The sequence below is a fragment of the Bradyrhizobium ivorense genome (assembly GCF_900696085.1).
GTDB classification, from domain to species: domain Bacteria; phylum Pseudomonadota; class Alphaproteobacteria; order Rhizobiales; family Xanthobacteraceae; genus Bradyrhizobium; species Bradyrhizobium ivorense.
Genome location: NZ_CAADFC020000004.1, coordinates 1,433,236 through 1,456,887, shown reverse-complemented (window position 1 = coordinate 1,456,887; position 23,652 = coordinate 1,433,236). Strand labels below are relative to the sequence as shown.

General features: G+C 65.1%; 23 protein-coding genes. 11 read left to right on the top strand and 12 right to left on the bottom strand.

All coding sequences use genetic code 11. From position 1 onward, the window contains the following. Positions 1–111: 111 nt before the first annotated feature. Positions 112–933 (top strand): tetratricopeptide repeat protein, encoded by an 822-nt coding sequence (locus CI41S_RS07600; protein WP_139858176.1) that lies wholly within the window; start codon positions 112–114, stop codon positions 931–933. Between the two features lie 336 nt (positions 934–1,269). Here the strand turns inward: CI41S_RS07600 and CI41S_RS07595 are convergent, their stop codons facing one another. From CI41S_RS07595 to CI41S_RS07555, 9 genes are all read right to left on the bottom strand, one after another. Then, positions 1,270–2,244 carry a type II secretion system F family protein gene (locus CI41S_RS07595; protein WP_139858173.1) on the bottom strand — a complete coding sequence of 325 codons (975 nt, stop codon included), beginning with the start codon at positions 2,242–2,244 and terminating at the stop codon, positions 1,270–1,272. 9 nt (positions 2,245–2,253) lie between these two features. Further along, complete coding sequence (locus tag CI41S_RS07590; RefSeq protein ID WP_139858171.1) at positions 2,254–3,231, bottom strand: type II secretion system F family protein; 978 nt, start codon at positions 3,229–3,231, stop codon at positions 2,254–2,256. Between the two features lie 11 nt (positions 3,232–3,242). Further along, positions 3,243–4,706: a TadA family conjugal transfer-associated ATPase gene (locus CI41S_RS07585; protein WP_139480309.1), complete on the bottom strand. Its 1,464-nt coding sequence runs from the start codon at positions 4,704–4,706 to the stop codon at positions 3,243–3,245. A 21-nt stretch (positions 4,707–4,727) separates the two neighbouring features. Beyond that, a complete protein-coding gene (locus CI41S_RS07580; RefSeq protein WP_139480308.1) occupies positions 4,728–5,996 on the bottom strand; it encodes a CpaE/TadZ family protein in 1,269 nt (422 codons plus the stop codon). Continuing rightward, a complete protein-coding gene (locus tag CI41S_RS07575) occupies positions 5,993–6,745 on the bottom strand; it encodes a CpaD family pilus assembly protein (protein WP_139858169.1) in 753 nt (250 codons plus the stop codon). The genes CI41S_RS07580 and CI41S_RS07575 overlap by 4 nt, the downstream gene beginning before the upstream one ends. A gap of 9 nt (positions 6,746–6,754) precedes the next feature. Beyond that, on the bottom strand, positions 6,755–8,221 hold the full coding sequence (locus tag CI41S_RS07570) for a type II and III secretion system protein family protein (protein ID WP_172627940.1): 1,467 nt from the start codon (positions 8,219–8,221) through the stop codon (positions 6,755–6,757). A gap of 17 nt (positions 8,222–8,238) precedes the next feature. After that, on the bottom strand, positions 8,239–9,033 hold the full coding sequence (cpaB, locus tag CI41S_RS07565) for a Flp pilus assembly protein CpaB (protein WP_139480305.1): 795 nt from the start codon (positions 9,031–9,033) through the stop codon (positions 8,239–8,241). 126 nt (positions 9,034–9,159) lie between these two features. Then, on the bottom strand, positions 9,160–9,684 hold the full coding sequence (locus CI41S_RS07560; RefSeq protein WP_139858165.1) for an A24 family peptidase: 525 nt from the start codon (positions 9,682–9,684) through the stop codon (positions 9,160–9,162). A gap of 172 nt (positions 9,685–9,856) precedes the next feature. Next, positions 9,857–10,021: a Flp family type IVb pilin gene (locus CI41S_RS07555; protein ID WP_139480303.1), complete on the bottom strand. Its 165-nt coding sequence runs from the start codon at positions 10,019–10,021 to the stop codon at positions 9,857–9,859. Between the two features lie 281 nt (positions 10,022–10,302). Here CI41S_RS07555 and CI41S_RS07550 point away from each other — a divergent pair, with 281 nt between their 5' ends. The 6 genes from CI41S_RS07550 to CI41S_RS07525 all read left to right on the top strand — a co-directional run bounded on the left by CI41S_RS07550 (position 10,303) and on the right by CI41S_RS07525 (position 15,749). Then, the gene (locus tag CI41S_RS07550; RefSeq protein WP_139480302.1) at positions 10,303–11,133 is read left to right on the top strand and encodes a sterol desaturase family protein; all 831 of its coding nucleotides are present in this window, start codon (positions 10,303–10,305) and stop codon (positions 11,131–11,133) included. A gap of 36 nt (positions 11,134–11,169) precedes the next feature. Next, positions 11,170–12,615 (top strand): hypothetical protein, encoded by a 1,446-nt coding sequence (locus CI41S_RS07545; protein ID WP_139858163.1) that lies wholly within the window; start codon positions 11,170–11,172, stop codon positions 12,613–12,615. A 24-nt stretch (positions 12,616–12,639) separates the two neighbouring features. After that, positions 12,640–13,686 (top strand): acyltransferase family protein, encoded by a 1,047-nt coding sequence (locus CI41S_RS07540; RefSeq protein WP_139858161.1) that lies wholly within the window; start codon positions 12,640–12,642, stop codon positions 13,684–13,686. Between the two features lie 200 nt (positions 13,687–13,886). Continuing rightward, positions 13,887–14,399 (top strand): pilus assembly protein N-terminal domain-containing protein, encoded by a 513-nt coding sequence (locus tag CI41S_RS07535; protein WP_139480300.1) that lies wholly within the window; start codon positions 13,887–13,889, stop codon positions 14,397–14,399. Between the two features lie 154 nt (positions 14,400–14,553). Continuing rightward, positions 14,554–15,120: a TadE/TadG family type IV pilus assembly protein gene (locus CI41S_RS07530; RefSeq protein WP_139858159.1), complete on the top strand. Its 567-nt coding sequence runs from the start codon at positions 14,554–14,556 to the stop codon at positions 15,118–15,120. Positions 15,121–15,128: 8 nt separating this feature from the next. Beyond that, on the top strand, positions 15,129–15,749 hold the full coding sequence (locus tag CI41S_RS07525) for a TadE/TadG family type IV pilus assembly protein (RefSeq protein WP_244626422.1): 621 nt from the start codon (positions 15,129–15,131) through the stop codon (positions 15,747–15,749). Between the two features lie 158 nt (positions 15,750–15,907). Here CI41S_RS07525 and CI41S_RS07520 read toward each other — a convergent pair whose 3' ends face one another. The 3 genes from CI41S_RS07520 to CI41S_RS07510 all read right to left on the bottom strand — a co-directional run bounded on the left by CI41S_RS07520 (position 15,908) and on the right by CI41S_RS07510 (position 18,153). Further along, positions 15,908–16,120: a cold-shock protein gene (locus CI41S_RS07520; RefSeq protein ID WP_016842648.1), complete on the bottom strand. Its 213-nt coding sequence runs from the start codon at positions 16,118–16,120 to the stop codon at positions 15,908–15,910. A 269-nt stretch (positions 16,121–16,389) separates the two neighbouring features. Continuing rightward, complete coding sequence (gene infA / locus CI41S_RS07515; protein WP_139480297.1) at positions 16,390–16,680, bottom strand: translation initiation factor IF-1; 291 nt, start codon at positions 16,678–16,680, stop codon at positions 16,390–16,392. A gap of 24 nt (positions 16,681–16,704) precedes the next feature. Then, positions 16,705–18,153, bottom strand: a complete 1,449-nt coding sequence (locus CI41S_RS07510; protein ID WP_244626421.1) for a DEAD/DEAH box helicase — start codon at positions 18,151–18,153, stop codon at positions 16,705–16,707. Between the two features lie 516 nt (positions 18,154–18,669). On the opposite strand from CI41S_RS07510, the gene urtA reads away from it, so the two are divergent. The 4 genes from urtA to urtD all read left to right on the top strand — a co-directional run bounded on the left by urtA (position 18,670) and on the right by urtD (position 23,648). Continuing rightward, a complete protein-coding gene (gene urtA / locus CI41S_RS07505) occupies positions 18,670–19,998 on the top strand; it encodes an urea ABC transporter substrate-binding protein (RefSeq protein WP_139480296.1) in 1,329 nt (442 codons plus the stop codon). Positions 19,999–20,126: 128 nt separating this feature from the next. Further along, positions 20,127–21,707, top strand: coding sequence for an urea ABC transporter permease subunit UrtB (gene urtB, locus CI41S_RS07500; protein ID WP_430650008.1), 1,581 nt, complete (start codon positions 20,127–20,129; stop codon positions 21,705–21,707). Beyond that, the gene (urtC, locus tag CI41S_RS07495) at positions 21,704–22,882 is read left to right on the top strand and encodes an urea ABC transporter permease subunit UrtC (protein WP_139858153.1); all 1,179 of its coding nucleotides are present in this window, start codon (positions 21,704–21,706) and stop codon (positions 22,880–22,882) included. The genes urtB and urtC overlap by 4 nt, the downstream gene beginning before the upstream one ends. Positions 22,883–22,886: 4 nt before the next feature. Further along, the gene (gene urtD / locus CI41S_RS07490) at positions 22,887–23,648 is read left to right on the top strand and encodes an urea ABC transporter ATP-binding protein UrtD (RefSeq protein ID WP_139858151.1); all 762 of its coding nucleotides are present in this window, start codon (positions 22,887–22,889) and stop codon (positions 23,646–23,648) included. Positions 23,649–23,652: the final 4 nt, after the last annotated feature.

The following is a 23,652-nucleotide window of genomic DNA, read 5'->3' as shown; positions in this document are numbered from 1 at the left end:
GCGGCATCCGGCGGTGGCGCGATCAGCCAATTAACCAGACGTTAGGGTTAACAGTCTATTGCTGGCACGCTCGGCTCGATCCATTTGCCCGATTTGTGAGTCAAAAGTGCCATGCGTCGACAATCCAGCCTGACCCGGCATGTTGCCCGGCATCTTGCCTCTGCCGCCCTGGTGGCGGCCGTGGCGGCGGGCCTCGGCGGGTGCCAGACCATGTCTGATGTGAAGGGGGCGCTGGCGTCCTCCTCCGCTTCGCGGTCGGACCCGGTGCCGGACGACCCGCGCAGCGCCGTCGAAGTCTATGGCGAGCGCTATCGCAAGAATCCCAAGGATGTCGACGCCGCGATCGCCTATGGCGAGGGCCTGCGCAAGACCGGCCAGCGGTCGCAGGCCTGCGCCGTGCTCGAACAGGCGACGATCGCCAATCCCGGCAACAAGCCGCTGCTGGCCGCCTATGGCCGCGCGCTTGCCGACAACGGCAATTCGCAGGCCGCGTTCGACGTGCTCAGCCGCGCCCACAGCCCCGACAATCCGGACTGGCGCATCCTGTCGGTGCAGGGAACCACGCTCGACAAGATGGGCCGTCACGACGAGGCGCGGCGCTATTATGACAGCGCCCTGCGGATGGCTCCCGAAGAGCCGTCGATCCTGTCGAATCTCGGTCTCTCCTACATGCTGACCAAGGAACTGCCGAAGGCCGAGGAGACGCTGCGCCGCGCCTATGCCAGCGCCCGCGCCGACACGCGGATCCGGCAGAACCTCGCGCTGGTCGTCGGCCTGCAGGGCCGCTTCGCGGAGGCCGAGACCATCGTCAAGGCCGATCTGCCGGCCGAAGAGGCCGCGGCCAATGTCGGCTATCTGCGCGACATGCTGAACCGCAGGGCTGGCCCGAAGACGGCCTCGCGCGCCGCGCCGGTGCTCGCCAAGGACGATTAGGCCGCTCGGCTCAGATCGTAGCCCGGATGAAGCGCAGCGCAATCCGGGACCGGCATTTCCGCTGACCGACTTTCCCCGGATTTCGCTTCGCTGCATCCGGGCTACGCGATGTCGCAGTTTCCCGCCTCCGCTTGAAAAGGGTGAGGGTGCGATTGCGCGATTTCGGAATATTGGAAGAATACCGCTGAGTTGCCCGACGTGTCAAGCTGCCTGGTCGAGCGTGCCTGGTCGAGCGCCGGCGGCCACCGGCTACTTTGCATGGGGTTGTTTTTCACATATTGGCAGCATCGCCCCTGCGACGGCCCTTCAAGGGGGGATAAGGCCGCCGCCGCGGGCTCAATGCATCGTCGCGATCTTGATGTAGGACGGTCCGAGAATCACGATGAACAGGCAGGGCAGGAAGAACAGGATCATCGGCACGGTCAGCTTGGGCGGCAGCGCTGCCGCCTTCTTCTCGGCCTCGTTCATCCGCATGTCGCGGTTTTCCTGCGCCATCACCCGCAGGCTCTGGCCGAGCGGGGTGCCGTAGCGCTCGGACTGCTGCAAGGCCATGCAGACCGACTTCACGCCTTCGAGGCCGGTGCGGCGGGCCAGGTTCTCGTAGGCGGCCTTGCGATCCTGCAGGTAGGACAGCTCCGCCGTGGTCAGCGCGAACTCCTCCGACAGCGCCACCGACTGGCCGACGATCTCGCTGGCCACCTTGCGGAACGCGACCTCGACCGACATGCCGGACTCGATGCAGATCAGCAGCAGGTCGAGCGAATCCGGAAAGGCGCGCTTGATCGAGAGCTGACGCTTGGTGATCGCGTTGTTCAGGAACAGCATCGGCGCCTGGAGGCCGGCATACATCGCCGCGACGCAGATGCCGATCTTGACCGTGAGCGACCAGCCCGCGCCGGCGATGAAGAACGTATAGATGATCGCGGCGACCAGCATCACGACCGGCGACACCGCGCGCGCCGCCAGGAAGTAGACGTACGGGGCGTGGCCGCGGTAACCGGCCATCACCAGCTTCTCGAGCGCGGACTCCTGGGCGACCCATTTGGTGAGGTTCAGGTTGTCCACCATGCTGGAGACGGCCTGCTTGGGCGTCTGGCGCAGCGAGACCTTCTCCGACTTGGCGAGGCGCTCGCGCTCGCGCTGCCGGATCCGCTCGCGCTCGCTGGCGACGGCCTTCATGCGCTTGTTGAGATCGCCGCCGGCCAGCAGCGGCATCACCAGCGTATAGACCGTCGCGCTCGCCGCGAAGAAGGCAAGCATCATGGTCATGAACCTGACGTCGTGGAGCTTGCCGATGAGGAAATCAATCATGCTGCACCGTCAGAAATCGAAGTTGATCATCTTCTTCATCACCATGATGCCGATCGACATCCAGACCACGCAGGCGACCAGCATCAGCTGTCCCATCGAGTTGGTCCACAGCAGCGCGATGTAGTCGGGCGTGGTGATGAACACCAGGATCATCACGATCGGCGGCAGTGAGCCGATGATGCCGGCGGAGGCCTTCGCCTCCATCGACATCGCCTGGATCTTGTCGGCCATCTTCTTGCGGTCGCGCAGCACCTTGGACAGGTTGCCGAGCGCTTCCGACAGATTGCCGCCGGATTTCTGCTGGATCGCGATCACGATGCCGAAGAAGTTGGCTTCCGGGAGCGGCATGCGCTCGTAGAGCCGCGCGCAGGCCTCGCCGAGCGGCATGCCGACTGCCTGGGTCTCGATGATGGCGCGGAACTCGCTGCGCAGCGGCTCCGGCGAATCGTTGACCACCACCTTGATCGATTCGAACAGCGGCAGGCCGGCCTTGATGCCGCGCACGATGACGTCGACGGCGTCGGGCAGCGCCTTCAGGAAAGCCTTTTCCCGCCGCTTCTTCAGGAAGCCGAGCAGCCAGCGCGGCATGCCGAGGGCCATGGCGAACCCGATGCCGGCCGCGCCGAGCATGCCGCCGCCGGCCAGGAATGCGGCGCCGAACCCGAACAGGCCGAGCACGCCGGAAATCATCCAGAACTTCTGCTCCGACCATTCCAGTCCGGCCTGCGAGATCCGCATGGCGAGCGGGACCTTCTTGTCCTTTTGGGCGCGCGCCTCGAGCTCCTTCAAGGAGCCCTCGACCTGCTCGCGGCGCGAACGCTGCGCGCGGTCGGCCTGTCGGGTGGCGGCGGGCTCGCTGCGCGCCACCGACGCACGGCGGGCCTCGGCCTTCTTCTCGCCGGAGAGGTAGGGATACAGGAAGACCCAGGCGAGACCGCCCACGAAGGCGGCGGCGAGGAAAGCGAGGGCTAGGGTTTGCATTTGCATGGTGCGTCCCCTTAGGCCGGCGGCGGGGCTTCGGAGGCGTCGAGCGCCGCCGCAAGCCGCTTCTCTTCGTTGTAGTAGCGGGCGCGTTCCCAGAATTTCGGCCGGCCGATCCCGGTCGAGCGGTGCTTGCCGATGATCTTGCCGTTGGCGTCTTCGCCGACGACGTCATAGACGAAGATGTCCTGGGTGATGATGGTGTCGCCTTCCATGCCCATCACCTCGGTGATGTGCGTGATGCGGCGCGAGCCGTCGCGCAGGCGCGCGGCCTGGATGATGACGTCGATCGAGGCGCACATCATCTCGCGAATGGTGCGCGACGGCAGCGCGAAGCCGCCCATCGTGATCATGGATTCGCAGCGCGACAGGGCTTCGCGCGGGTTGTTGGCGTGCAGGGTGCCCATCGAGCCGTCGTGGCCGGTGTTCATCGCCTGCAACAGGTCGAACGCTTCGGGTCCGCGGACTTCGCCGACGATGATGCGCTCGGGACGCATACGCAGGCAGTTGCGGACCAGTTCGCGCATCGTGACCTGGCCTTCGCCTTCGATGTTCGGCGGCCGGGTTTCCAGCCGCACCACATGCGGCTGCTGCAGCTGGAGTTCGGCGGCGTCTTCGCAGGTGATGACGCGCTCGTCGTGCTCGATATAGTTGGTGAGGCAGTTGAGCAGCGTGGTCTTGCCGGAGCCGGTGCCGCCGGAGATCAGGACGTTGCAGCGGACCCGGCCGATGATCTGCAGGATCGCTGCGCCTTCCGGCGTGATCGCGCCGAACTTAACCAGCTGATCCAGCGTCAGCTTGTCCTTCTTGAATTTGCGGATGGTGAGCGCGGGCCCATCGATCGCCAGCGGCGGCACGATGGCGTTGACGCGGGAGCCGTCGGCGAGGCGGGCGTCGCAGATCGGCGAGGATTCGTCGACGCGCCGGCCGACCTGGCTGACGATGCGCTGGCAGATGTTGAGCAGCTGCTGGTTGTCGCGGAAGCGGATGCCGGTGCGCTGGATCTTGCCGGCGACTTCGATGAACACCGTGCCGGCGCCGTTGACCATGATGTCGGCGATGTCGTCGCGCGACAGCAGCGGTTCCAGCGGGCCGTAGCCGAGCACGTCGTTGCAGATGTCGTCGAGCAGCTCTTCCTGCTCGGCGATCGACATCACGATGTTCTTGATCGCGATGATCTCGTTGACGATGTCGCGGATTTCCTCGCGCGCCGATTCGCTGTCCAGCTTGGCGAGCTGGGCGAGATCGATCGCCTCGATCAGGGCGCCGAAGATGGTCGCCTTGACCTGGTAGTAATTGTCGGAGCGGCGGGTCTCGACGACGGGAGCGGGCGGCGGCTTCGCCGGCGCAAGCGGCGGCGACGACATCACGGGTGCGGCGGTCTCGCGCGGCATCGCCGCCGGTCCGGCAGGTTCCGGCGCCTGAAACGCGGGCTTGGGTGCCCGCACATCCACATCGTTTCCGCTACGCTTACCAAACACGACGTCTTCACTCCATGCGGGCTATTTCGCCCGCAGCTTTTCCAGCAGGGGTGACAGGAACGATCCCCTCGGCTTCTTGGTTTCGCCGCGGCCTGTCAGCCGCTGCGCCATCTGCAGGAACATCTCGACCGCGCGGTGATTGGCGGCAATTTCCGCGATCATCTGCCCGTTGTTGGCGGCCGAGCCGAAGATCTGCGGATCGAACGGAATGGTGGCGATCGGCTGGCTTTCGATCGCCTTGGCAAACTCGGCGGCGGCGATCTCCGGACGCTTCGGCACACCGACCTGGTTCAGGCAGTACAACGGCGCACGGTCGTTGGGCCGGGATGCCTTCAGGAGATCGAACATGTTCTTGGCGTTGCGCAGATTGGCGAGATCGGGCGCCGCCACGATCAGGATGTCGTCGGCCGCGATCAGCGCGCGCTTGGTCCAGCCCGACCATTGGTGCGGCACGTCGAGCACGATGCAGGGCATCGTGCCGCGCAGCGTGTCGAACACCGCATCGAACGCCTCGGCGCCGAAATCATAGACCTTGTCGAGCGTCGCCGGCGCCGCCAGCAGGCTCAGATGGTCGGTGCATTTCGACAGCAGGCGGTCGACAAAGGCGGTGTCGACGCGGTCCGGCGAGAACACCGCGTCCGCGATGCCTTGCACCGGGTCCTGGTTGTAGTTGAGGCCGGCGGTGCCGAATGCGAGGTCGAGATCGGCCACCACCGAATCCAGCGCCAGGTCGCGGGCGATCGCCCAGGCGATGTTGTGGGCGATGGTCGAGGCGCCGACGCCGCCCTTGGCGCCGACGACGGCGACGATGCGGCCGACCGCCTTGGCCTCCGGCGCCGAGAACAGGTTGCAGACCGCGCGCACCACGTCGATCGCATGCGCCGGCGCGATCACGTAGTCGCTGACGCCGCGGCGCACCAGCTCGCGATACAGCGTGACGTCGTTGACCCGGCCGATCACGACCACGCGGGTGCCGGCGTCGCAGACCGTGGCGAGCTGGTCGAGGCCGGCCAGCACATCGCTGCGGCCTTCGGTTTCGAGGATGATGACGTTGGGCGTCGGCGCCGAGCGGTAGGCCTCGATGGCGGCCGCCATGCCGCCCATCTGGATCTTGAGATGCGCCTTGGCCAGCCGGCGGTCCTCGCCCGCAGACTGCACGGCGGCGGCGGTCTCGACGGTCTCGCAGAACGCCTGGACCGAAACCCGCGGTGCCGGCGCAATGTGATCCTCCACCGCCGGCGGCGTGACGTCCGGCTGCTCTTCGGAGTTTTGCTGCGCGTAGGTGATCATTTGCCGGTGTCGCTGAGTTTGGCCTTTTCGGCCTCGGAATAGGTCGTCGCGGTGCTGTCACCCTTGCGATATTTGTCGAAGGCGATGCTGCGACGCGGCGTGTAGGCGGGGGTCTCCGCCCGCGGCTGCACGAGGTCCGCCGGATCCTCGACCATGGCCGCCAGGTTGCGTTGATTGGCGCAGCCGAAATTGTAGTACTGCTTGTTCTCGAGGTAGGACTTGTTGTGGATCGACGGGCCGAGATCCTCCGGCCAGATGCCGCAGGGTCCGGCGGTGGCCGTCATCTTCGGATAGTTGACCCGGATCGCCGGCAACTGGCGTGGATCGTCGGGACGATATTTGCGAACCAGGATGCCGCGCGGCGGCACGCCGGCGGCGGCGAAGATCGCCTGGATCTCGCGCAGCGATTCCTGGGCGGCGCGCGCATTCGCCGTGTCGGCGGGAACGTCGACGGCCACCGCACCGGTGCCCTCGCGCATCCAGTCCCGCGCCAGACCCATCACCTGGGCGCGCTGCTCGGCGGTCAGGCCGCCGCGGCTGCGGCCGACGAATACCACGACCGAACGATCGGTCTCGGTGACCGCGATCGGATGACGCTGGCGGTAGTCGGCCGGCGCATCGATGTAAGCGAGACTGTTGTCGGGGCTGTGCTGGCAGGCGCCCAGCGCTACGGCGAGCCCGACCAGCGCGCCAGCGAGAGCGAGGGGGCGCTTGCGATCGGCTGAAGTGGTGGATGTCGTCTGTGTCATGTCCCCGCCTCAGTCGGTGATGAAGCCGTAAGTGCCACGGTAGTTCCGGGCCGGCTCGGTGCGACCGGGCACCCCGTAGATGCGATTGATGCTGCCCAGCAGGTCGGCCTGCGGGTCGGAGGCGTTGGTGAAGCCGTCATCCGGACGCGAGAGGTCCTTCTGGGCGACGGCGCGGACGATATAGGGCGTCACCAGCACCATCATTTCAGTCTGGTTGTTGACGAAGTCGCGGCTGCGGAACAGCGTTCCGAGCACCGGCAGCGACGCCAGCCCGGGCAGGCCGTTGATGGCCTGCTTGGTCTGGTCCTGGATCAGGCCGGCCATCGCCATCGAGCCGCCCGACGGAATCTCCAGCGTGGTCTCGGCGCGGCGGGTCTTGATCGAGGGGATCGTCGTTCCGTTCTGGCCGCCGGTCAGCGAGTTCTCGGTCGACACTTCCGAGACTTCCGTCATCACCCGCAGGCTGATCCGTCCCTCGGTCAGCACGACGGGCGTGAAGTTGAGCGAGATACCGAATTTCTTGAAGCTGACCGTCTGGACGCACTGCCCGATGGCGCCGCTCGTCGTGGTCTGGCAGGTCACGCCGGTCGGAATCGGAAATTCACCGCCCGAGATGAAGGTGGCCGATTCGCCGGAGATCGCCGTCAGGTTCGGTTCGGCGAGCGTGCGGACGACGCCGGCGCTTTCCATGGCGCGGACCGTCGCCGACACCGACGGGGCGGACCCGAACGAGGTGGTGATGGCGTTGGTGGGCACCAGCGGCGCGTTGTTTGCCGTAAACGGGTTGCTGTTGGCGAACTTCACCACCGCCGTGCCGTAGTTGAGGTTGGCGGTGAGGTCGATGCCGAGCTGCTTGATCAGTCTGCGCGAGACTTCCGCGACGGTCACCTTCAGCATCACCTGGTCGCGGCCGCGAACCGTGATCGAGTTCACGACTTTTTCGGCGCCGCCGACCAGCCGCGTCGCGATATCGGCGGCCTGCTGCGCCTCGATCGGGGTCGCCGCGGAGCCGCTCAGCATGACGCCGTCGCCGACGCCCTCGATCTGGATGTCGGAATTCGGCAGCGCCTGGCGCAGCGCCGCGCGCACGCCGTTGAGGTCGCGCTTGACCGCGATGTCATAGGCCGCGATCTGCTGCCCGGCGGCGTCGAAGAACACGATGTTGGTCTGGCCGACCGTCGCGCCGATGATGTAGGCGCGCTGCGCCGAGCGGACCACCGCGTTGGCGATCTTGGGATCGGCGACCAGCACGTCCTTGATGTCGCGCGGCAGGTCGATCACCAGCGACTTGCCGACGCCGAGCGACAGGAAGCGGGCGTTCATCTGGCCGTCGGCCGCGGCAGGCGCGGCGGCGCGGTAATCGCCCGCCAGCACCGGGGTCAATGCCGGGTTGAGGGTGAGCGCCGCGACGGCCGAAAACGACAGGGCGCGGACCAGCAAGGTCCGCATCGTCCGTGGTGTTGCCCCGCACTTCATCTCGTGTGCCCTCATCGTCACTTCTGCATTGTCGCCTGGCTGGCGACGCCGTAGCGGATGACGTTGACCGTCTCGCCGCGTCTATTGTTGTCGTCTTCGGTGGGGGCATCGACCACATTGGCGTCGGCGATGCTGCGCAGCGCCAGCGACAGCACGCCGCTCTGGCGCGAGCGAGCCAGCGTTTCGGTCTGCTCGGGCTTCAGCTCGAGCGTCACCGTCTTGCCGACCACCGTGTTGGAGCCGTCCTTTTCCTTGGGCGCCTGGTCGATCGCCAGCACGCGGACATTGGTCAGGATGACCTCGGTCCTGATGATATCGGCGCCGTTGCGGTCGGGATTCTTGTCGCGCTTGGACAGCAGGACGTCGACCTTGTCGTTCGGCAGGATGAAGCCGCCGGCGCCGGTCTCGGGTGAAATCTCGGTCGATACCGCGCGCATGCCGCTCGGCAGGATCGCCGCCATGAAGCCGCCGCCGTCGGATTTGACGAGCTTCTGCTCGCGGATCGGCTCGCCCTGGATGAACGGGGCGCGGACGATCGAGCCGGTGACGTCTTTGATGGCCTCGGCGTTGGTGTCCCTGCGCAGGAAGCTGGTGCTGGCGGTGGCGGCCGGCCAGGTCTGCCACTGCAGATCCTCGGCTTTCACCGTGGCGCCGAGGCCGATGTCGGTGCGTGCGACCAGGACGTCGACCGTCGGCAGCTGCGCGACCGGGGGCGCGGGCTCCGGCTTGTTGTCGCTGCCGCTCGCGAGATAGAGCGCCGCGAGGCCGGCGCAGCCTGCAATAGCGAGGACCAGAATGCGGGCCGTATTCATTACGCTTCACTTTCCACATGACGCCGCGACGCCGCCGCCGCCGTGATGGGAGTTGACCAGCTATTCGTCAAAGCATGGTTAATGAGGCGTATCTAAATCGCCTTAACGAGCGGTTACCCGTTGCTTTCAGCGCATGGCAAAGTGCGCGAGGTCCAGCGCCTTAATCCAGTCCGTCTCCGGATAGACCAGCAGCGCGCCGAGCGCGAGCGCAATGCCGTAGGGGACGCCGGCCTGCTTGTCGTGGAGCCGGGCGATCCAGGCCTGCGACGCCAGCGGGTAGGGCAGCGGCCATTGCCTGACCTGCAGCAGCAGCACGGTCAGCGCGCCGCCGAACAGCGACGCAAACACCAGAAAGGCGAGCAGGTGGTCGAACCCCAGCCAGAGGCCGGCCGCCGCCGCCACCTTGGCGTCGCCGCCACCGACCCATCGCATGGCAAACATGCCGAACGCCACCACCAGCACCAGTGCGCCGGCGCCGGCATGGCTGAGGATGTCGTAGGCGCCCATCCCGCTCAGCGGCGCCAGAATGAAGAAGCCGGCCAACAGGCCCAGCGCGACCCGGTTCGGGATCGTCATCGTCAGCAAGTCGCTCGCCGCCGCGAATGCCATCAGGGCCGGAAACAGCATCAAGCGTGCGATATCGATAATCATGGGCGAACGCCGTCAAGCTGGAGCGAGGTCGTGACCCGACGCTAGCGGCCAATGGTGAACAATCGGGAAAGGACCGGCCGCGCCTTTCAGCCAGGCATGCCGGCCGGGTCCGATAAATAGCAAAGGTCCCGGCCACGCCGGGACCTTTGAATGCCGAGGTGCCGGAGACGGCTTACTTCAGCGAGCCCGAGATCGAGTTGAAGGTGCCGGACAGCTTGGAGCCGACGCCGTTGACCGCGGCAATGATCGCGATCGCAATGCCGGTCGCAATCAGGCCATACTCGATAGCGGTCGCGCCGGATTCGTCCTTCACGAAACGCGAAACGAGGTTCTTCATCAATCACTCCTATGTACACGTGGCTGGTCGAACTAGGTTTGGTCTGGCCGGCGTTCTCAGCACCGTGACCATTGCCGCACCGTAGGGTTCGACGATTTCGGCGCAGTTAATTTGATTGCAGAAACTGCGGCGGAACCTGCTGTTGTTACGCACAGTAAATTTGGCATTAAACGGCTTGCTAAAATTGCAGATTGTTGCTGCGGCCCAACGGCTTGCTGCGGCGTTCACAGCTCCTTAAGCGCGAGCCTTTACCCATGGGCCTTCTGCAGAACGAGGCCGTGATGTCCAGCTTGCCGTTTGAAGTCGCCGAGATGATGGGCCAGACGCTGGCGAGGGTGGTGCCGATCACGATCGTGCTGGCGGTCATCTTCGCGGTGCTGACTCACTTCTGGGCCTGCAATCCCGGCAAGCCCTGGTGGCGCAAGCGCGAGCTCGTCACCGACATGTGCTACTGGTTCTTCGTGCCGGTGTTCTCCCGCGTGTTCCGCATCGGGCTGCTGGTGGTGGGCGCGGCCGCGGTCTTCAACGTCCACGGCGCCGACGACCTCATCGCGTTCTACGAAAACGGGCACGGTCCGCTGTCCGAGCTTCCGCTCTGGCTCCAGGCGATCATCTTCGTCGTCGCCGCCGACTTCATGCTGTACTGGCTGCACCGGATGTTTCACGGCGGCGGCTTCTGGAAGTATCACGCCATCCATCATTCATCCGAAGACCTCGAATGGATTTCGGCGGCGCGCTTCCATCCCGTCAACCTGTTGATCGGCACCATCACCGTCGACGTGATCCTGCTGATGGCCGGCATCTCGCCCAACATCATGGTGTGGGTCGGTCCGTTCAACACCTTCCACTCGGCGTTCGTGCACGCCAATCTGAACTGGACGCTCGGCCCGTTCAAATACGTGATCGCGACTCCGGTGTTCCATCGCTGGCATCACACCGCGCTCGAGGAAGGCGGCGACACCAACTTCGCCGGCACCTTCCCGCTCTGGGATATCCTGTTCGGAACGTTCCGCATGCCGGAAGGCAAGCTGCCCGACGATTACGGCGTCGACGCCGAGCAGGGCGTGCCGCACGAAATCGGCGGACAGCTGGCGTATCCGTTCAGGCAATGACATCGTCGTTCGGCCCGTGACGCCATGAGCGCTGAGATGAGTGCTGAGGTCGCCATCATTCCACGCGAGCGGACCTCGGCGTTTGCCGCGGTCCCCGCCTGGTTCTGGATCGCCTGTGGCGTCTACGCCCTGCTGCTGATCGTCGGCGTCAGGCTGCTCGGCGATCCCGACACCTACTGGCAGATCACCGTCGGCCGCTGGATCCTCGATCACGGCGCGCTGCCGTCGGTCGACATCTACTCGTTCACCAAGGCGGGCGAGCCGTGGGTGTCGTCGTCCTGGCTGGCGCAGCTCGTGTTCGCGAAAGCCTATGATCTCGCCGGCTGGAGCGGGCCCGTGGTGCTGACCGCGGCTTGCGCCGCCGCCGCCTTCGCGCTGCTCGCCGCCATCCTCTGCCGCGCGATGCCGGCGACCTATGCCTGCGTCGTGACGCTGGCAGCATTCATGCTGACATGCGGGCACCTGCTGGCCCGCCCGCACGTGCTGGTGCTGCCGATCACGCTGCTGTGGGCGAACAGCCTGATGGTCGCCAGCGAGCGTCGCGAGGCGCCGTCGTTCTGGCTGCTGCCATTGCTCGCGCTGTGGGCCAATCTGCATGGTGGCTTTCTGTTCGGTCTGGTGCTGCTCGGCGCCTTCGCGCTCGATGCGATGTGGAATGCCGCCCCGGCACAGCGGATGTCGCTGGCGCTGCGCTGGACGGCGTTCGGCATCGGCGCGCTCGCCGCATGCTGCGTGACACCCTACGGCTGGGGCTCGATCCAGGCCGCGCTGAAGATTCTCAGCCTCGGTGAGCTCTTGCATCTCATCGCAGAGTGGATGTCGGTCGACTTCAGCCACCTCGGCATGTTCGAGGCGATCCTGCTAGGCCTGATCGGCGGCGCGCTGTTCTGCGGGGTGCGGTTGCCGCCGGTGCGGATTGTCTTGGTGCTCGGCCTGCTGCACATGGCGCTGTCCCATGTCCGGAATATCGATCTGTTCGCCCTGCTGCTGCCGCTCGCCGTGCTCACGCCGGTGGCGTCGCAGTTCGGCCTGCGCGCGGCGGCTGCCGTCCGGCTGAAGGCCGCTCCGGCGGCGCTGCTGGTCGCGGGGCTCTGCGTCACCACCGTGGCGGTTGCGGCGCGCGGGGATGTCGCGCCGCCGGCCGTGCATTCGCCGGCCGCCGCGGTCGATGCGCTGAAGGCGCACAACGCCAGGCGAGTGCTGCACGATCTGCAGTTCGGCGGCTACCTGATCTGGCGGCAGGTGCCGGTGTTCGTCGACGGCCGCGCCGAACTCTACGGCGAGAAATTCGAGATGGACTATTACCGCGCGCTGCAGCTCAAGGACGTCGACGGCTTTCTCGACCTGCTCAAGACCTACGACATCGACGCGGTGATGCTCGAGCCGACCACGCCTGCCGTCAAATTGCTCGACCGCATCGGCGGCTGGCAGCGCCTCTATGCCGACGAGCGGGTGGTGATCCATGTGCGTAGCGCCAATTGAGCCCCAGGGCGGAGCCACGCCGCCATGACGACGCGCAATCAATCGCTGGATCTGTTGCGCGGCATTGCCATCCTGATGGTGGTGGCCTCGCACTGCGCCAACCATGCGACGAGCTTCATTCCGGGGTTTCTCGCCTTCACCTATGACTACGGTCAGCTCGGGGTGCAGCTGTTCTTCATCGTCAGCGGCTATACGATGATGCTGACCTATGGCGGCAGGACCGATCTCGCGGCCGCGGGCTCGTTCTATCTGCGCCGCGCGTTCCGGATCGTGCCGCTGTTCTGGATCGCGATCGTGTTCTATCTCGTGATCACCAGGGGCGAAGGCGTCAAGCAATGGGCTCCCGAGGGCCTCGGTGCCCCGGATGTCGTCCTGACCGCGCTGTTCCTGCATCTGTTCAGCCTGACCGCGTTCAACTCGGTGGTCCCGGGAGGCTGGAGCATCGGCGTCGAGATGCAGTTCTATCTGCTGTTTCCGCTGATCATTCGGCTGTTCAGGCAGCCGAACGGTCCGGTGGCCTGCTATGCCCTGATTGCCGCAACGAGTGTGGCGGCCGGCGCGCTGGCGAAGTTCTATCTGGTCCCGCACCTTGCCGCGTCATTGCCACCGCAGCAGGCCTATCTCGCCGAGGGCTTCTACTTCTGCTGGTTGCCCCGCCAGGTGATCTGCTTCGGTCTCGGCCTCCTGTTTTACGATATCGTCGAGCGCGGCAATCGGCCCCGGCTCGGCGCGTTGCTGTTGGCCGGGGCGTGCCTGACCTCGGCTTGGGGCGCGCAGGTCGCGCTGCTCGGGGCGATGGCCTACGTCCTGCTCAAGGGCAGCGTTGCGAATTCGGTGCTGGGCCTGCTCGGACGTCACTCCTATGCGATCTATCTGGTGCATTTCCCGGTGGTGCCGGCGATCGCGGCGTGGCTGCATGTCGATATTCTGCTGCTGACAATGCTGGTGGCAGGAGCCTCGCTGGCGTTGAGCTATTTCATCATCGAGCCCATGATCGAGCGGCGCTTCAACCGGCTGGGTCATCAGCTGGCTGCGGATCTCGGCCGCAGCCGGGGCGTCGCGACCGCCTGAGGCGCGATCGGCGCGTCAGCCCATCGGCGCAAAGCGATGGGGTAGGGCGCTGGCCGATCCGTCGCCGAAGTCTCGACATGCGCGCAATTCGGCGGGCGATTTTTGCTCTTCTTAAATGAATTGCCGTCAGATTCGCCTGCGTCGGGCGCCGGTCCGCTGCGTATCGCTTTTGCCGGCTTGTCAACGTCCCGGGGTAGAGTATGTCGTTTCAGACCCAGCGTATTCGCGCCGTCGCGCGCATTGGATTCATCTCGCTCGCCGCAGCCGTGCTGCTGTGGCCTGCCATCTCTACGGCTGCGCCGGATCCCGACAGGATCGCGGTCAATGTCGATCAGGCCAAGCTCGTCAAGCTGCCCTCGGGGATCGCCACGATCGTGGTCGGCAACCCCCTGATCGCCGACGTGACCTTGCAGAACGGCGGGGTCGTCGTCGTCACCGGCAAGGGCTACGGCGCCACCAACTTCATCGCGCTCGACCGCACCGGCCAGGTACTGGTGGATCGCCAGATCCAGGTCGAAGGCCCACCTTCCGACCAACTCGTCACGGTCTATCGCGGCATCGATCGCGAGACCTACAGCTGCATGCCGGTCTGCCAGCGTCGCATCACCCTCGGCGACGGCGAGAACTACTTCAAGGCGACGATGACCCAGGCCGGCTCGCTCAGCCGGGAGGCCACGACGTCGGGGGCCGTTGCGTCCCGGCCGTCCAACTGAAACGTCTCGGCTGCGGCGCTTCCACGCGCCGGGGCCGCCACCCGGCATGGTTAACACTGACCTAACGGATCGGGTCGCCCTGTCTCGATCCGGCGAAACACTTCAACAATGAGTCTTGGGTAGTTGTTGCCGCCATGCTGATCCGGGGTTGTTAATGCCGCTGCCCGCTCGTTCTTCCCGAAACCTCCTGCGTCGCTTTCGCCGTAACGACCGTGGCTCGGCCGTGGTCGAGTTCGCGCTGATTGCGCCCCTGTTCTTCGGCTTGTTGTTCGCGATCATCGAGGTCTCGATGATCTTCTTCGCCAGCCAGGTGCTCGAGACCGTGACGCAGGATTCGGCGCGCATGGTCATGACCGGTCAGGCGCAGGGCGCGTCGTACACCCAACAGCAGTTCAAGGACTTCGTCTGCGGCCGGGTCGCCGCGCTGTTCGACTGCACCAACGGCGTCTATGTCGACGTGCGCAGCTATCCCAACAACGGCTTTGGCAGCATCAACATCGCGCCTCCGATCGACAGTAGCCAGGCGTTCAATCCCAACATGAAATACTGTCCCGGTAGTGCCGGCGACGTCGTGGTGGTGCGCCTGTTCTATCAATGGCCGCTGTTCGTCACCAAGCTTGGCTTCAACACCGCCAACCTCGCCAACGGCAAACGCCTGCTGACCGCGACCGCGACGTTCAAGAACGAACCCTCCGGCGTCAGTGGCGCGACATGCTCATGAGCAAAGTCATGAAGACCGTACCTGCGATCCTGCGCCGCGTCACCACCGCATTCAGGGACGACTGCCGGGGTCTGGCAGCCGTCGAATTCGCGTTCATCCTGCCGCTGATGCTGGTGATGTTCTTCGGCACCGTCGAGATCTCGTCCGGCGTCGCGGTCGACCGCAAGGTGACGCTGATGGCGCGAACGCTGTCGGACCTGACGTCCCAGGCGATTCAGGTCTCGGACAGCGATCTCAAGGCCTTCTTCACCGCCAGCGTCGGCATCATGACGCCCTACGACGCCTCGCCGACCAAGGCGACGTTGTCTGAGATCTACATCGACAGCAACAAGATCGCGAAGATCAAGTGGAGCAAGGCCGCGACGATTGCCAGCGGCGCCACCCAGGCGACGCTGACGAACTCGACCCGCACCGTGGGGCAAGACGTCTCCAGCCTGATTCCGACGGCGCTGCTGGTGCCGGGCACCTATCTGATCTTCAGCGAGATCAGCTACAAATATGTTCCGACGATCGGCTATGTGATGGCGAAGACGGGCATCAACCTCAGCGATGTTGCCTATACCCGTCCGCGGCAATCGCTGTGTGTGATCTATCCGACGACATCGCCTTTGCCGTTGTGCCCGACGTGACGGCATCAGCTTTCTGATCGAATATGCGGCGTGCGAGCGCGCCCTAAAACAACAAGCCCACCTGAGGGTACGGCAAAAACAACAAGGGCCGCACCCGGGGGTGCGGCCCTGCTGTTTTGACGCAATTTCCCGGAGCATTTCGGCTCCCGGAAATCGGCTTATCCGGCGGCGCGCAGATTGTCGGCCGAGGATTTGCCGGAACGGCGGTCAGCCACGATCTCGTAGGAGATCTTCTGGCCTTCACGCAGAGTGCCAAGGCCGGCGCGCTCGACTGCACTGATGTGCACGAACACGTCGTTCCCGCCTTCATCCGGCTGGATGAAGCCGTAGCCCTTGGTCGCGTTAAACCACTTCACGGTTCCCATGCTCACGTGGGTAGTCCCTTCTCAGATATACAAGTTCAAGACCCGCTGATTGGCGGGGTGGTGAGATCGAATTTTTGGAAGGGTCGTCAGCGTCTGAACCGGCTGTACCGGTGTTAGCTAATGTCGTCCGGCCGAAAATCGATGGGCCCTATATTATTCGATAGAGGGGCTCAAAACAATCCTGACGTGCGCGATTTTTTGGCCGGCGGGCCCGCCGGCCAATTGCCGCGCAGGACATCAGGGTGTCATGCGCGCAACAGTTGCAAACTTGCGGCCTAGCGGCGGCGGAACTGGCCGCCGCGCTGCGGTCCGCCCCGCGGCGGGCCGCCCGGCGTGCTCGGGCGCTCGTCCTTGTGACGGAAGATCAACCGGCCCTTTTCGAGATCATAGGGCGACATTTCGATCGTGACGCGGTCGCCCGCGAGCGTCTTGATGCGGTTCTTCTTCATCTTGCCGGCGGTGTAGGCGACGATCTCGTGCCCGGCATCGAGTTGCACCCGGTAACGAGCGTCAGGGAGGATTTCGGTCACCAGTCCTTCGAACTGGATCAGCTCTTCCTTAGCCATGTGGTTCTCCAGATCGAGCGACGGCTAGTGCTGCGGTTGCTTGTTGCGGTTGGGTTGCTGTTTCGGCCGGCTCTCGCGATGCAAGAAGGCGACGCCTTGAATGCTCTCGCTGCTGCCGGTCTGCGACGGACGTGGCGACTCGCCCCGGTTCGTCTGCGCTGCCCCATTATTACCACCTCGACGGCGGCGGCGGCGAGGCCCTTTTGCGCTTTGGGCATGCTCATTCCCACGGACATTATGTGCGCGGGGCGCAGAGCGGCCGCTCCGGTGCGGCTGGGCGGCCTGCGCCGGTGCGGCGGCGTCGCGGTTGCCATCACGGTTGCCTGGCGTGCGGCGGTCTTCCCGCGGCACGGTGATCCGGATCAGCCGCTCGATATCGCTCAGATAGCCCATTTCCTCGGCGCCCGCGACCAGCGAGATCGCGACCCCGTCGGCGCCGGCGCGCGCGGTGCGGCCGATGCGGTGGACATAGGTTTCCGGGATATTCGGCAGGTCGAAATTCACCACATGGCTGATGCCGTCGACGTCGATGCCGCGGGCGGCGATGTCGGTCGCCACCAGCGTGCGGATTTCGCCGGAACGAAATGCCGCCAATACGCGTTCCCTATGGTTTTGCGATTTGTTGCCGTGGATGGCGTTGGCCTCGATGCCGGCCTTGGCGAGGCCCTTCACCACCTTGTCGGCGCCATGCTTGGTGCGGGTGAAGACCAGCGCGCGGTCGACCGGCTCCTGCTTGAGGATCTGGGCCAGCACCGCCGGCTTGGCCGTGAAATCGACCTGGATCGCGCGCTGGGCGATGCGGTCGACGGTCGAGGACACCGGGGTCACCGCGACGCGGGCGGGGTCGCGCAGCATCGCCTCGGCGAGCTCGGCGATGTCCTTCGGCATGGTGGCCGAGAAGAACAGCGTCTGCCGCCGGATCGGCAGCTTGGCGACGATTTTGCGGATGTCGTTGATGAAGCCCATGTCGAGCATGCGGTCGGCTTCATCGAGCACCAGGAACTCGACCTGGTTGAGCTTGAGCCCGTTGCTCTGCACGAGGTCGAGCAGGCGGCCGGGGGTGGCCACCATTACCTCGACGCCCTGCATGACGGCGCGGACCTGGCGGCCCATCGGCACGCCGCCGATCGCCAGCGCCGAGGACAGCCGGATGTGGCGGCCATAGGCGTTGAAGCTGTCGAGGATCTGCCCGGACAGTTCGCGGGTCGGCGACAGCACCAGCACGCGGCAGCTCTTCGGCTGCGGGCGGACGCGGTTCTCGAGCAGCCGGTGCAGGATCGGGAGCGCGAACGAGGCGGTCTTGCCGGTGCCGGTCTGGGCGATGCCGACGACGTCACGGCCGGCCAGCGCGAGCGGGATGGTCTGGGCCTGGATGGGGGTCGGCGTGAGATAGTTCTCTTCTCGAAGCGCGCGGGCGATGGGATCGGCGAGGCCGAAATCCTGAAAGGAGGTCAAAAGGGTCGTTCTTTCCATAAAAGCGATCGTCGTCCCGGCGGAAATCGCCAGGATCGCACGAGGGCGTCGGGACACCCGCGTGTCTGGGGCATCAAGCTTGGTTGGGTGAAAGGCGAGCCAGAAGCCGTTGAAACGACCCGGAACACGCAGCTCGCGCGGCACACCGCGATTCTCGCGGGCACGGCATGGATATGGACCAGGAACGCGGCGCTTTCAAGGTGTTATGCTGCCCTGCGGCATTGACGTTCGCCGATCAACCGCGCAAAGCGCTCGCAAAGTTGTTGCCGGAAATTTAGCCAAAAGGGTGTTTTTGCCTACAAAATAGCCTTAATGCCCTTTCGGCATACATTTTTGTAGCCCAACAATTAGGCATCGAGCTCCCGTATTTTCCCGGAACTTGATAAATATTGTAGAAAAATCATAAGCTTAAGTCGTCTCCGTACCGTGGCATAGTTCTTGCGATTCCCTTAATCGCAGGCGGCCAGACGGGCCGTTTCGCAAGCGTTCACGCCTGCGTCAGGGAGATGACATTTCATGCTTACTCGGCTTACTCACGACATAGCGACGATGACCCGTCGCCGCCTTCTCGCGGCGACCGCCGGCCTGGTTTTGGGCTTGGCAGCGGTCTCGCCGTTCTCGCCCGCGCAAGCGGCCGACGACACCATCAAGGTGGGCGTCCTGCATTCGCTCTCCGGCACCATGGCCATCAGCGAGACCACGCTGAAGGACACCATCCTTTTCCTGATTGACGAGCAGAACAAGAAGGGCGGCGTGCTCGGCAAGAAGCTCGAGGCCGTCGTGGTCGACCCCGCCTCGAACTGGCCGCTGTTTGCGGAGAAGGCGCGCGAGCTGATCACCAAGGACAAGGTCGCGGTCGTGTTCGGCTGCTGGACCTCGGTGTCGCGCAAGTCGGTGCTGCCGGTGTTCAAGGAGCTGAACAACATCCTGTTCTACCCCGTGCAGTATGAGGGCGAAGAGTCCGAGCGCAACGTGTTCTACACCGGCGCCGCGCCGAACCAGCAGGCGATCCCCGCCGTCGACTATCTGATGAAGGAAGAGAAGGTGAAGCGCTGGGTGCTGGCCGGCACCGACTACGTCTATCCGCGCACCACCAACAAGATCCTGGAAGCGTACCTGAAGTCGAAGGGCGTCGCCCAGGACGACATCATGATCAACTACACGCCGTTCGGTCACTCCGACTGGCAGACCATCGTGGCCGACATCAAGAAGTTCGGCTCGGCCGGCAAGAAGACCGCCGTGGTCTCCACCATCAACGGCGACGCCAACGTGCCCTTCTACAAGGAGCTCGGCAACCAGGGCATCAAGGCGACCGACATCCCGGTGGTCGCGTTCTCGGTCGGCGAGGAAGAGCTCGCCGGCATCGACACCAAGCCGCTGCTCGGCCATCTCGCCGCCTGGAACTACTTCCAGTCGATCAAGACGCCGGAGAACGAGAAGTTCATCAAGGAGTGGCAGGCCTACACCAAGAACCCGAAGCGCGTGACCAACGATCCGATGGAAGCGCATGTGATCGGCTTCAACATGTGGGTGAAGGCGGTCGAGAAGGTGAAGTCGACCGATCCGGACAAGGTGATCGATGCGCTTCCCGGCACCGAGGCGCCGAACCTGACCGGCGGAATCTCCAAGATGCTGCCGAACCACCACATCACCAAGCCGGTGTTCATCGGCGAGATCAAGGGCAACGGCCAGTTCGACGTGGTCTGGAAGACCCCGGGCCTCGTCGCCGGCGACGCCTGGTCGAAGGAGCTCGATGGCTCCAAGGACCTGATCGGCGACTGGGTCGAGAAGAAGTGCGGCAATTACAACGTCAAGACCAACAAGTGCGGCGGCCAGGGGTCTTAAACTCCCTGAGCTGACAACGACACACACAACCTTCCAACACCGGAGAAGGCGGCGCGATCCGCCGCCTTCTCCCCCACTCCTGCCGGGGTACTCACGTGTTTGGCTTTTGTTTCGGTCGCGCGCACGCGCTGTTTCTGTCCATTCTGCTGCTGAGCTGCTTCGCCTTGCCGGCGCTGGCCGGTCCGTTCGAGGATTCGGTCGCCAAGTTTGCCAATGACGAATTCTCCGACACCGAGGCTGCGGTCGGCGAGGTTGCGTCGTCGGGCAATCCGCAGGCCTTTCCCATCATCAGCTCGCTGAAGGACGGCCGGCTGTCGGCCGATCCTGACAGCAAGAAGGTCTTCATCACCCAGGCCGACGGCAAGATCGTCGATGCCGCCAGCGGCGCCGCGGTCGACAAGCTGCCGGACAACGCTGCCGCGGTCCGCCTCAACAACCGCCTGCGCCGCAGCGTGGAGGCCGCGCTCGGCGGCCTGACGCTGCTGTCGCCGGATCCGGCGAGGCGCCTCGCCGCCGCGCAGTCGGTGTTCAAGAGCCACGAGGAGAACCTGCTGCCGACGGTGGACAGCGCGCTCGCCAAGGAGAGCGTCAAGTCGATCAAGCAGGCGTTCACCGAGGCGCGCGCCGCCATCATCCTGTTCAAGTCCGACGCGTCGGAGAGCGACAAGCTCGACGCCATCTCCGTGGTCAAGGCGCGCGGCGACCAGGAAGCGCTGGCGCTGCTCACCAGCCTCGGCGGCGACGCGCCGCCGCTGGTCGCCAAGGCCGCCACCAGCGCAGTCGCCGCGATCCAGAGCAATCTTGCGATGTGGTCGATGGTGCAGAACGCCTGGTACGGCCTGTCGCTCGGCTCGGTGCTGCTGCTCGCCGCCATCGGCCTTGCCATCACCTTCGGCGTGATGGGCGTCATCAACATGGCGCATGGCGAGATGGTGATGCTCGGGGCCTACACCACCTTCGTGGTGCAGGAGGTGATCCGCACCCGCTATCCCGCGCTGTTCGACTATTCGCTGCTGATCGCGGTGCCGCTGGCCTTCCTGGTGGCGGGCGCGATCGGCGTGCTGATCGAGCGTAGCATCATCCGCTTCCTCTACGGCCGGCCGCTGGAAACCCTGCTCGCGACCTGGGGCCTGTCGCTGGTGCTGCAGCAGGCGGTGCGCACCGCGTTCGGCCCGACCAACCGCGAGGTCGGCAACCCCTCCTGGATGAGCGGCGCCTTCGAGCTCGGCCAGATCACCATCACCTATAACCGGCTCTGGATCCTGTGCTTCACGCTCGCCGTGTTCGCGATCCTGCTGGCGATGCTGCGCTACACCGCGCTCGGCCTCGAGATGCGCGCGGTGACCCAGAACCGCCGCATGGCGGCCTCGATGGGCATCGCCACCTCGCGCGTCGACGCGCTGACCTTCGGCCTCGGCTCCGGCATCGCCGGGATTGCCGGCGTGGCGCTGTCGCAGATCGACAATGTCAGCCCCAATCTCGGCCAGAGCTACATCATCGACAGCTTCATGGTCGTGGTGTTCGGCGGCGTCGGCAATCTCTGGGGCACGCTGGTCGGCGCCTTCACGCTCGGCATCGCCAACAAGTTCCTCGAACCCGTGGCCGGCGCGGTGCTCGGCAAGATCGCGATCCTGGTCTTGATCATCCTGTTCATCCAGAAGCGGCCGCGCGGCCTGTTCGCGCTCAAGGGACGGGCGGTGGAAGCATGACGCCGCACATCCTCACCCGTTCGCTGGATCGCGCGGCGACCTCCTTCATCCTGATCGTCGCCGGTGTCGGCGTGCTGATTCCGCTGTCGAACCTGCTGATGCCGCAGGGCTCGATCTTCCAGGTGCCGACCTATCTGGTGGCGCTGTGGGGCAAGTATCTCTGCTACGCCATCCTGGCGCTGTCGATCGACCTGATCTGGGGCTATTGCGGCATCCTCTCGCTCGGCCACGGCGCGTTCTTCGCGCTCGGCGGCTACGCCATGGGCATGTACCTGATGCGGCAGATCGGCAGCCGCGGCGTCTACGGCAACCCGGTGCTGCCCGATTTCATGGTGTTCCTGAACTGGGACAAGCTGCCCTGGTACTGGTACGGCTTTGACAAGTTCGCCTTCGCCGCGCTGATGGTGCTGCTGGTGCCGGGCCTGCTCGCGTTCTGCTTCGGCTGGCTCGCGTTCCGCTCCCGCGTCACCGGCGTCTATCTCTCGATCATCACCCAGGCGATGACCTATGCGCTGCTGCTCGGCTTCTTCCGCAACGATTTCGGCTTCGGCGGCAACAACGGCCTGACCGACTTCAAGGACATCCTCGGCTTCAACGTGCAGGCCGACGGCACGCGCTGCGCGCTGTTCTTCCTGAGCTGCCTGGCGCTCATGATCGCCTTCCTGATCTGTCGCGCGGTGGTGACCTCGAAGCTCGGCAAGGTGCTGATCGCGGTGCGCGATGCCGAAAGCCGCACCCGCTTCCTCGGCTACCGGGTCGAATCCTACAAGCTATTCGTGTTCACGCTGTCGGCCTGCATGGCCGGCGTCGCCGGCGCGCTCTACGTGCCGCAGGTCGGTATCATCAATCCGAGCGAATTCGCGCCGGGCAACTCGATCGAGGCGGTGATCTGGGTCGCGGTCGGCGGCCGCGGCACGCTGGTCGGCGCGGCGCTCGGCGCCGTCGTCGTCAACTACGCCAAAACCTTCTTCACCTCGGGACCGCTGGCGCCGTACTGGCTGTTCATGCTGGGCGCGCTGTTCATCCTGGTGACCTTGCTGCTGCCCAAGGGCATCGTCGGCACCTTCAATGCCTGGTGGGAGCCGTGGAGGACAGGGCGCAGCACCGGCCTTGCGGCCGATGAGGAAAGCGCCGCCCGCGAAGACGGCATCGGCGCAGCGAACGCAGCGGAGTAGGCCAATGAACGTCATGGATACCCGCGCCACCTCGGCCATGCTCTATCTCGACGGCGTGCACGTCTCGTTCGACGGCTTTCACGCCATCAACAATTTGTCGCTGACGCTCGAGCCCGGCGAGATGCGCGCCATCATCGGCCCCAACGGCGCCGGCAAGACCACGATGATGGACATCATCACCGGCAAGACCAAGCCGGACGAGGGCACTGTGCTGTTCGACGGCACCGTCGACCTCACGCGCCTCGACGAGACCCGCATCGCCGAGCTCGGCATCGGCCGCAAGTTCCAGAAGCCGACGGTGTTCGAGAGCCAGACCGTGCAGGACAATCTCTTGCTCGCGCTCAATGTCGATCACTCGGTGCGCGGCACGCTGTTCTGGCGCGGCAGCAAGGCCGAGTCCGAGCGCATCGACAAGGTGCTGGAGACCATCCGCCTGACCGACGCCCGCAACCGCCTCGCCGGCAGCCTCAGCCACGGCCAGAAGCAGTGGCTCGAGATCGGCATGCTGCTGGCGCAGGATCCGAAGGTGCTGCTGGTCGACGAGCCCGTCGCCGGGATGACCGATGTCGAAACGCATCTGACCGCGGAGCTGCTGAAACAGATCAACAAGAACCACACCATCATGGTGGTCGAGCACGACATGACCTTCGTGCGCGAGCTCGGCGTCAAGGTCACCTGCCTGCATGAAGGCTCGGTGCTCGCCGAAGGCTCGATCGACCAGGTGTCGGCGAACGAGCGCGTGGTCGAAGTCTATCTGGGACGCTAGAGCG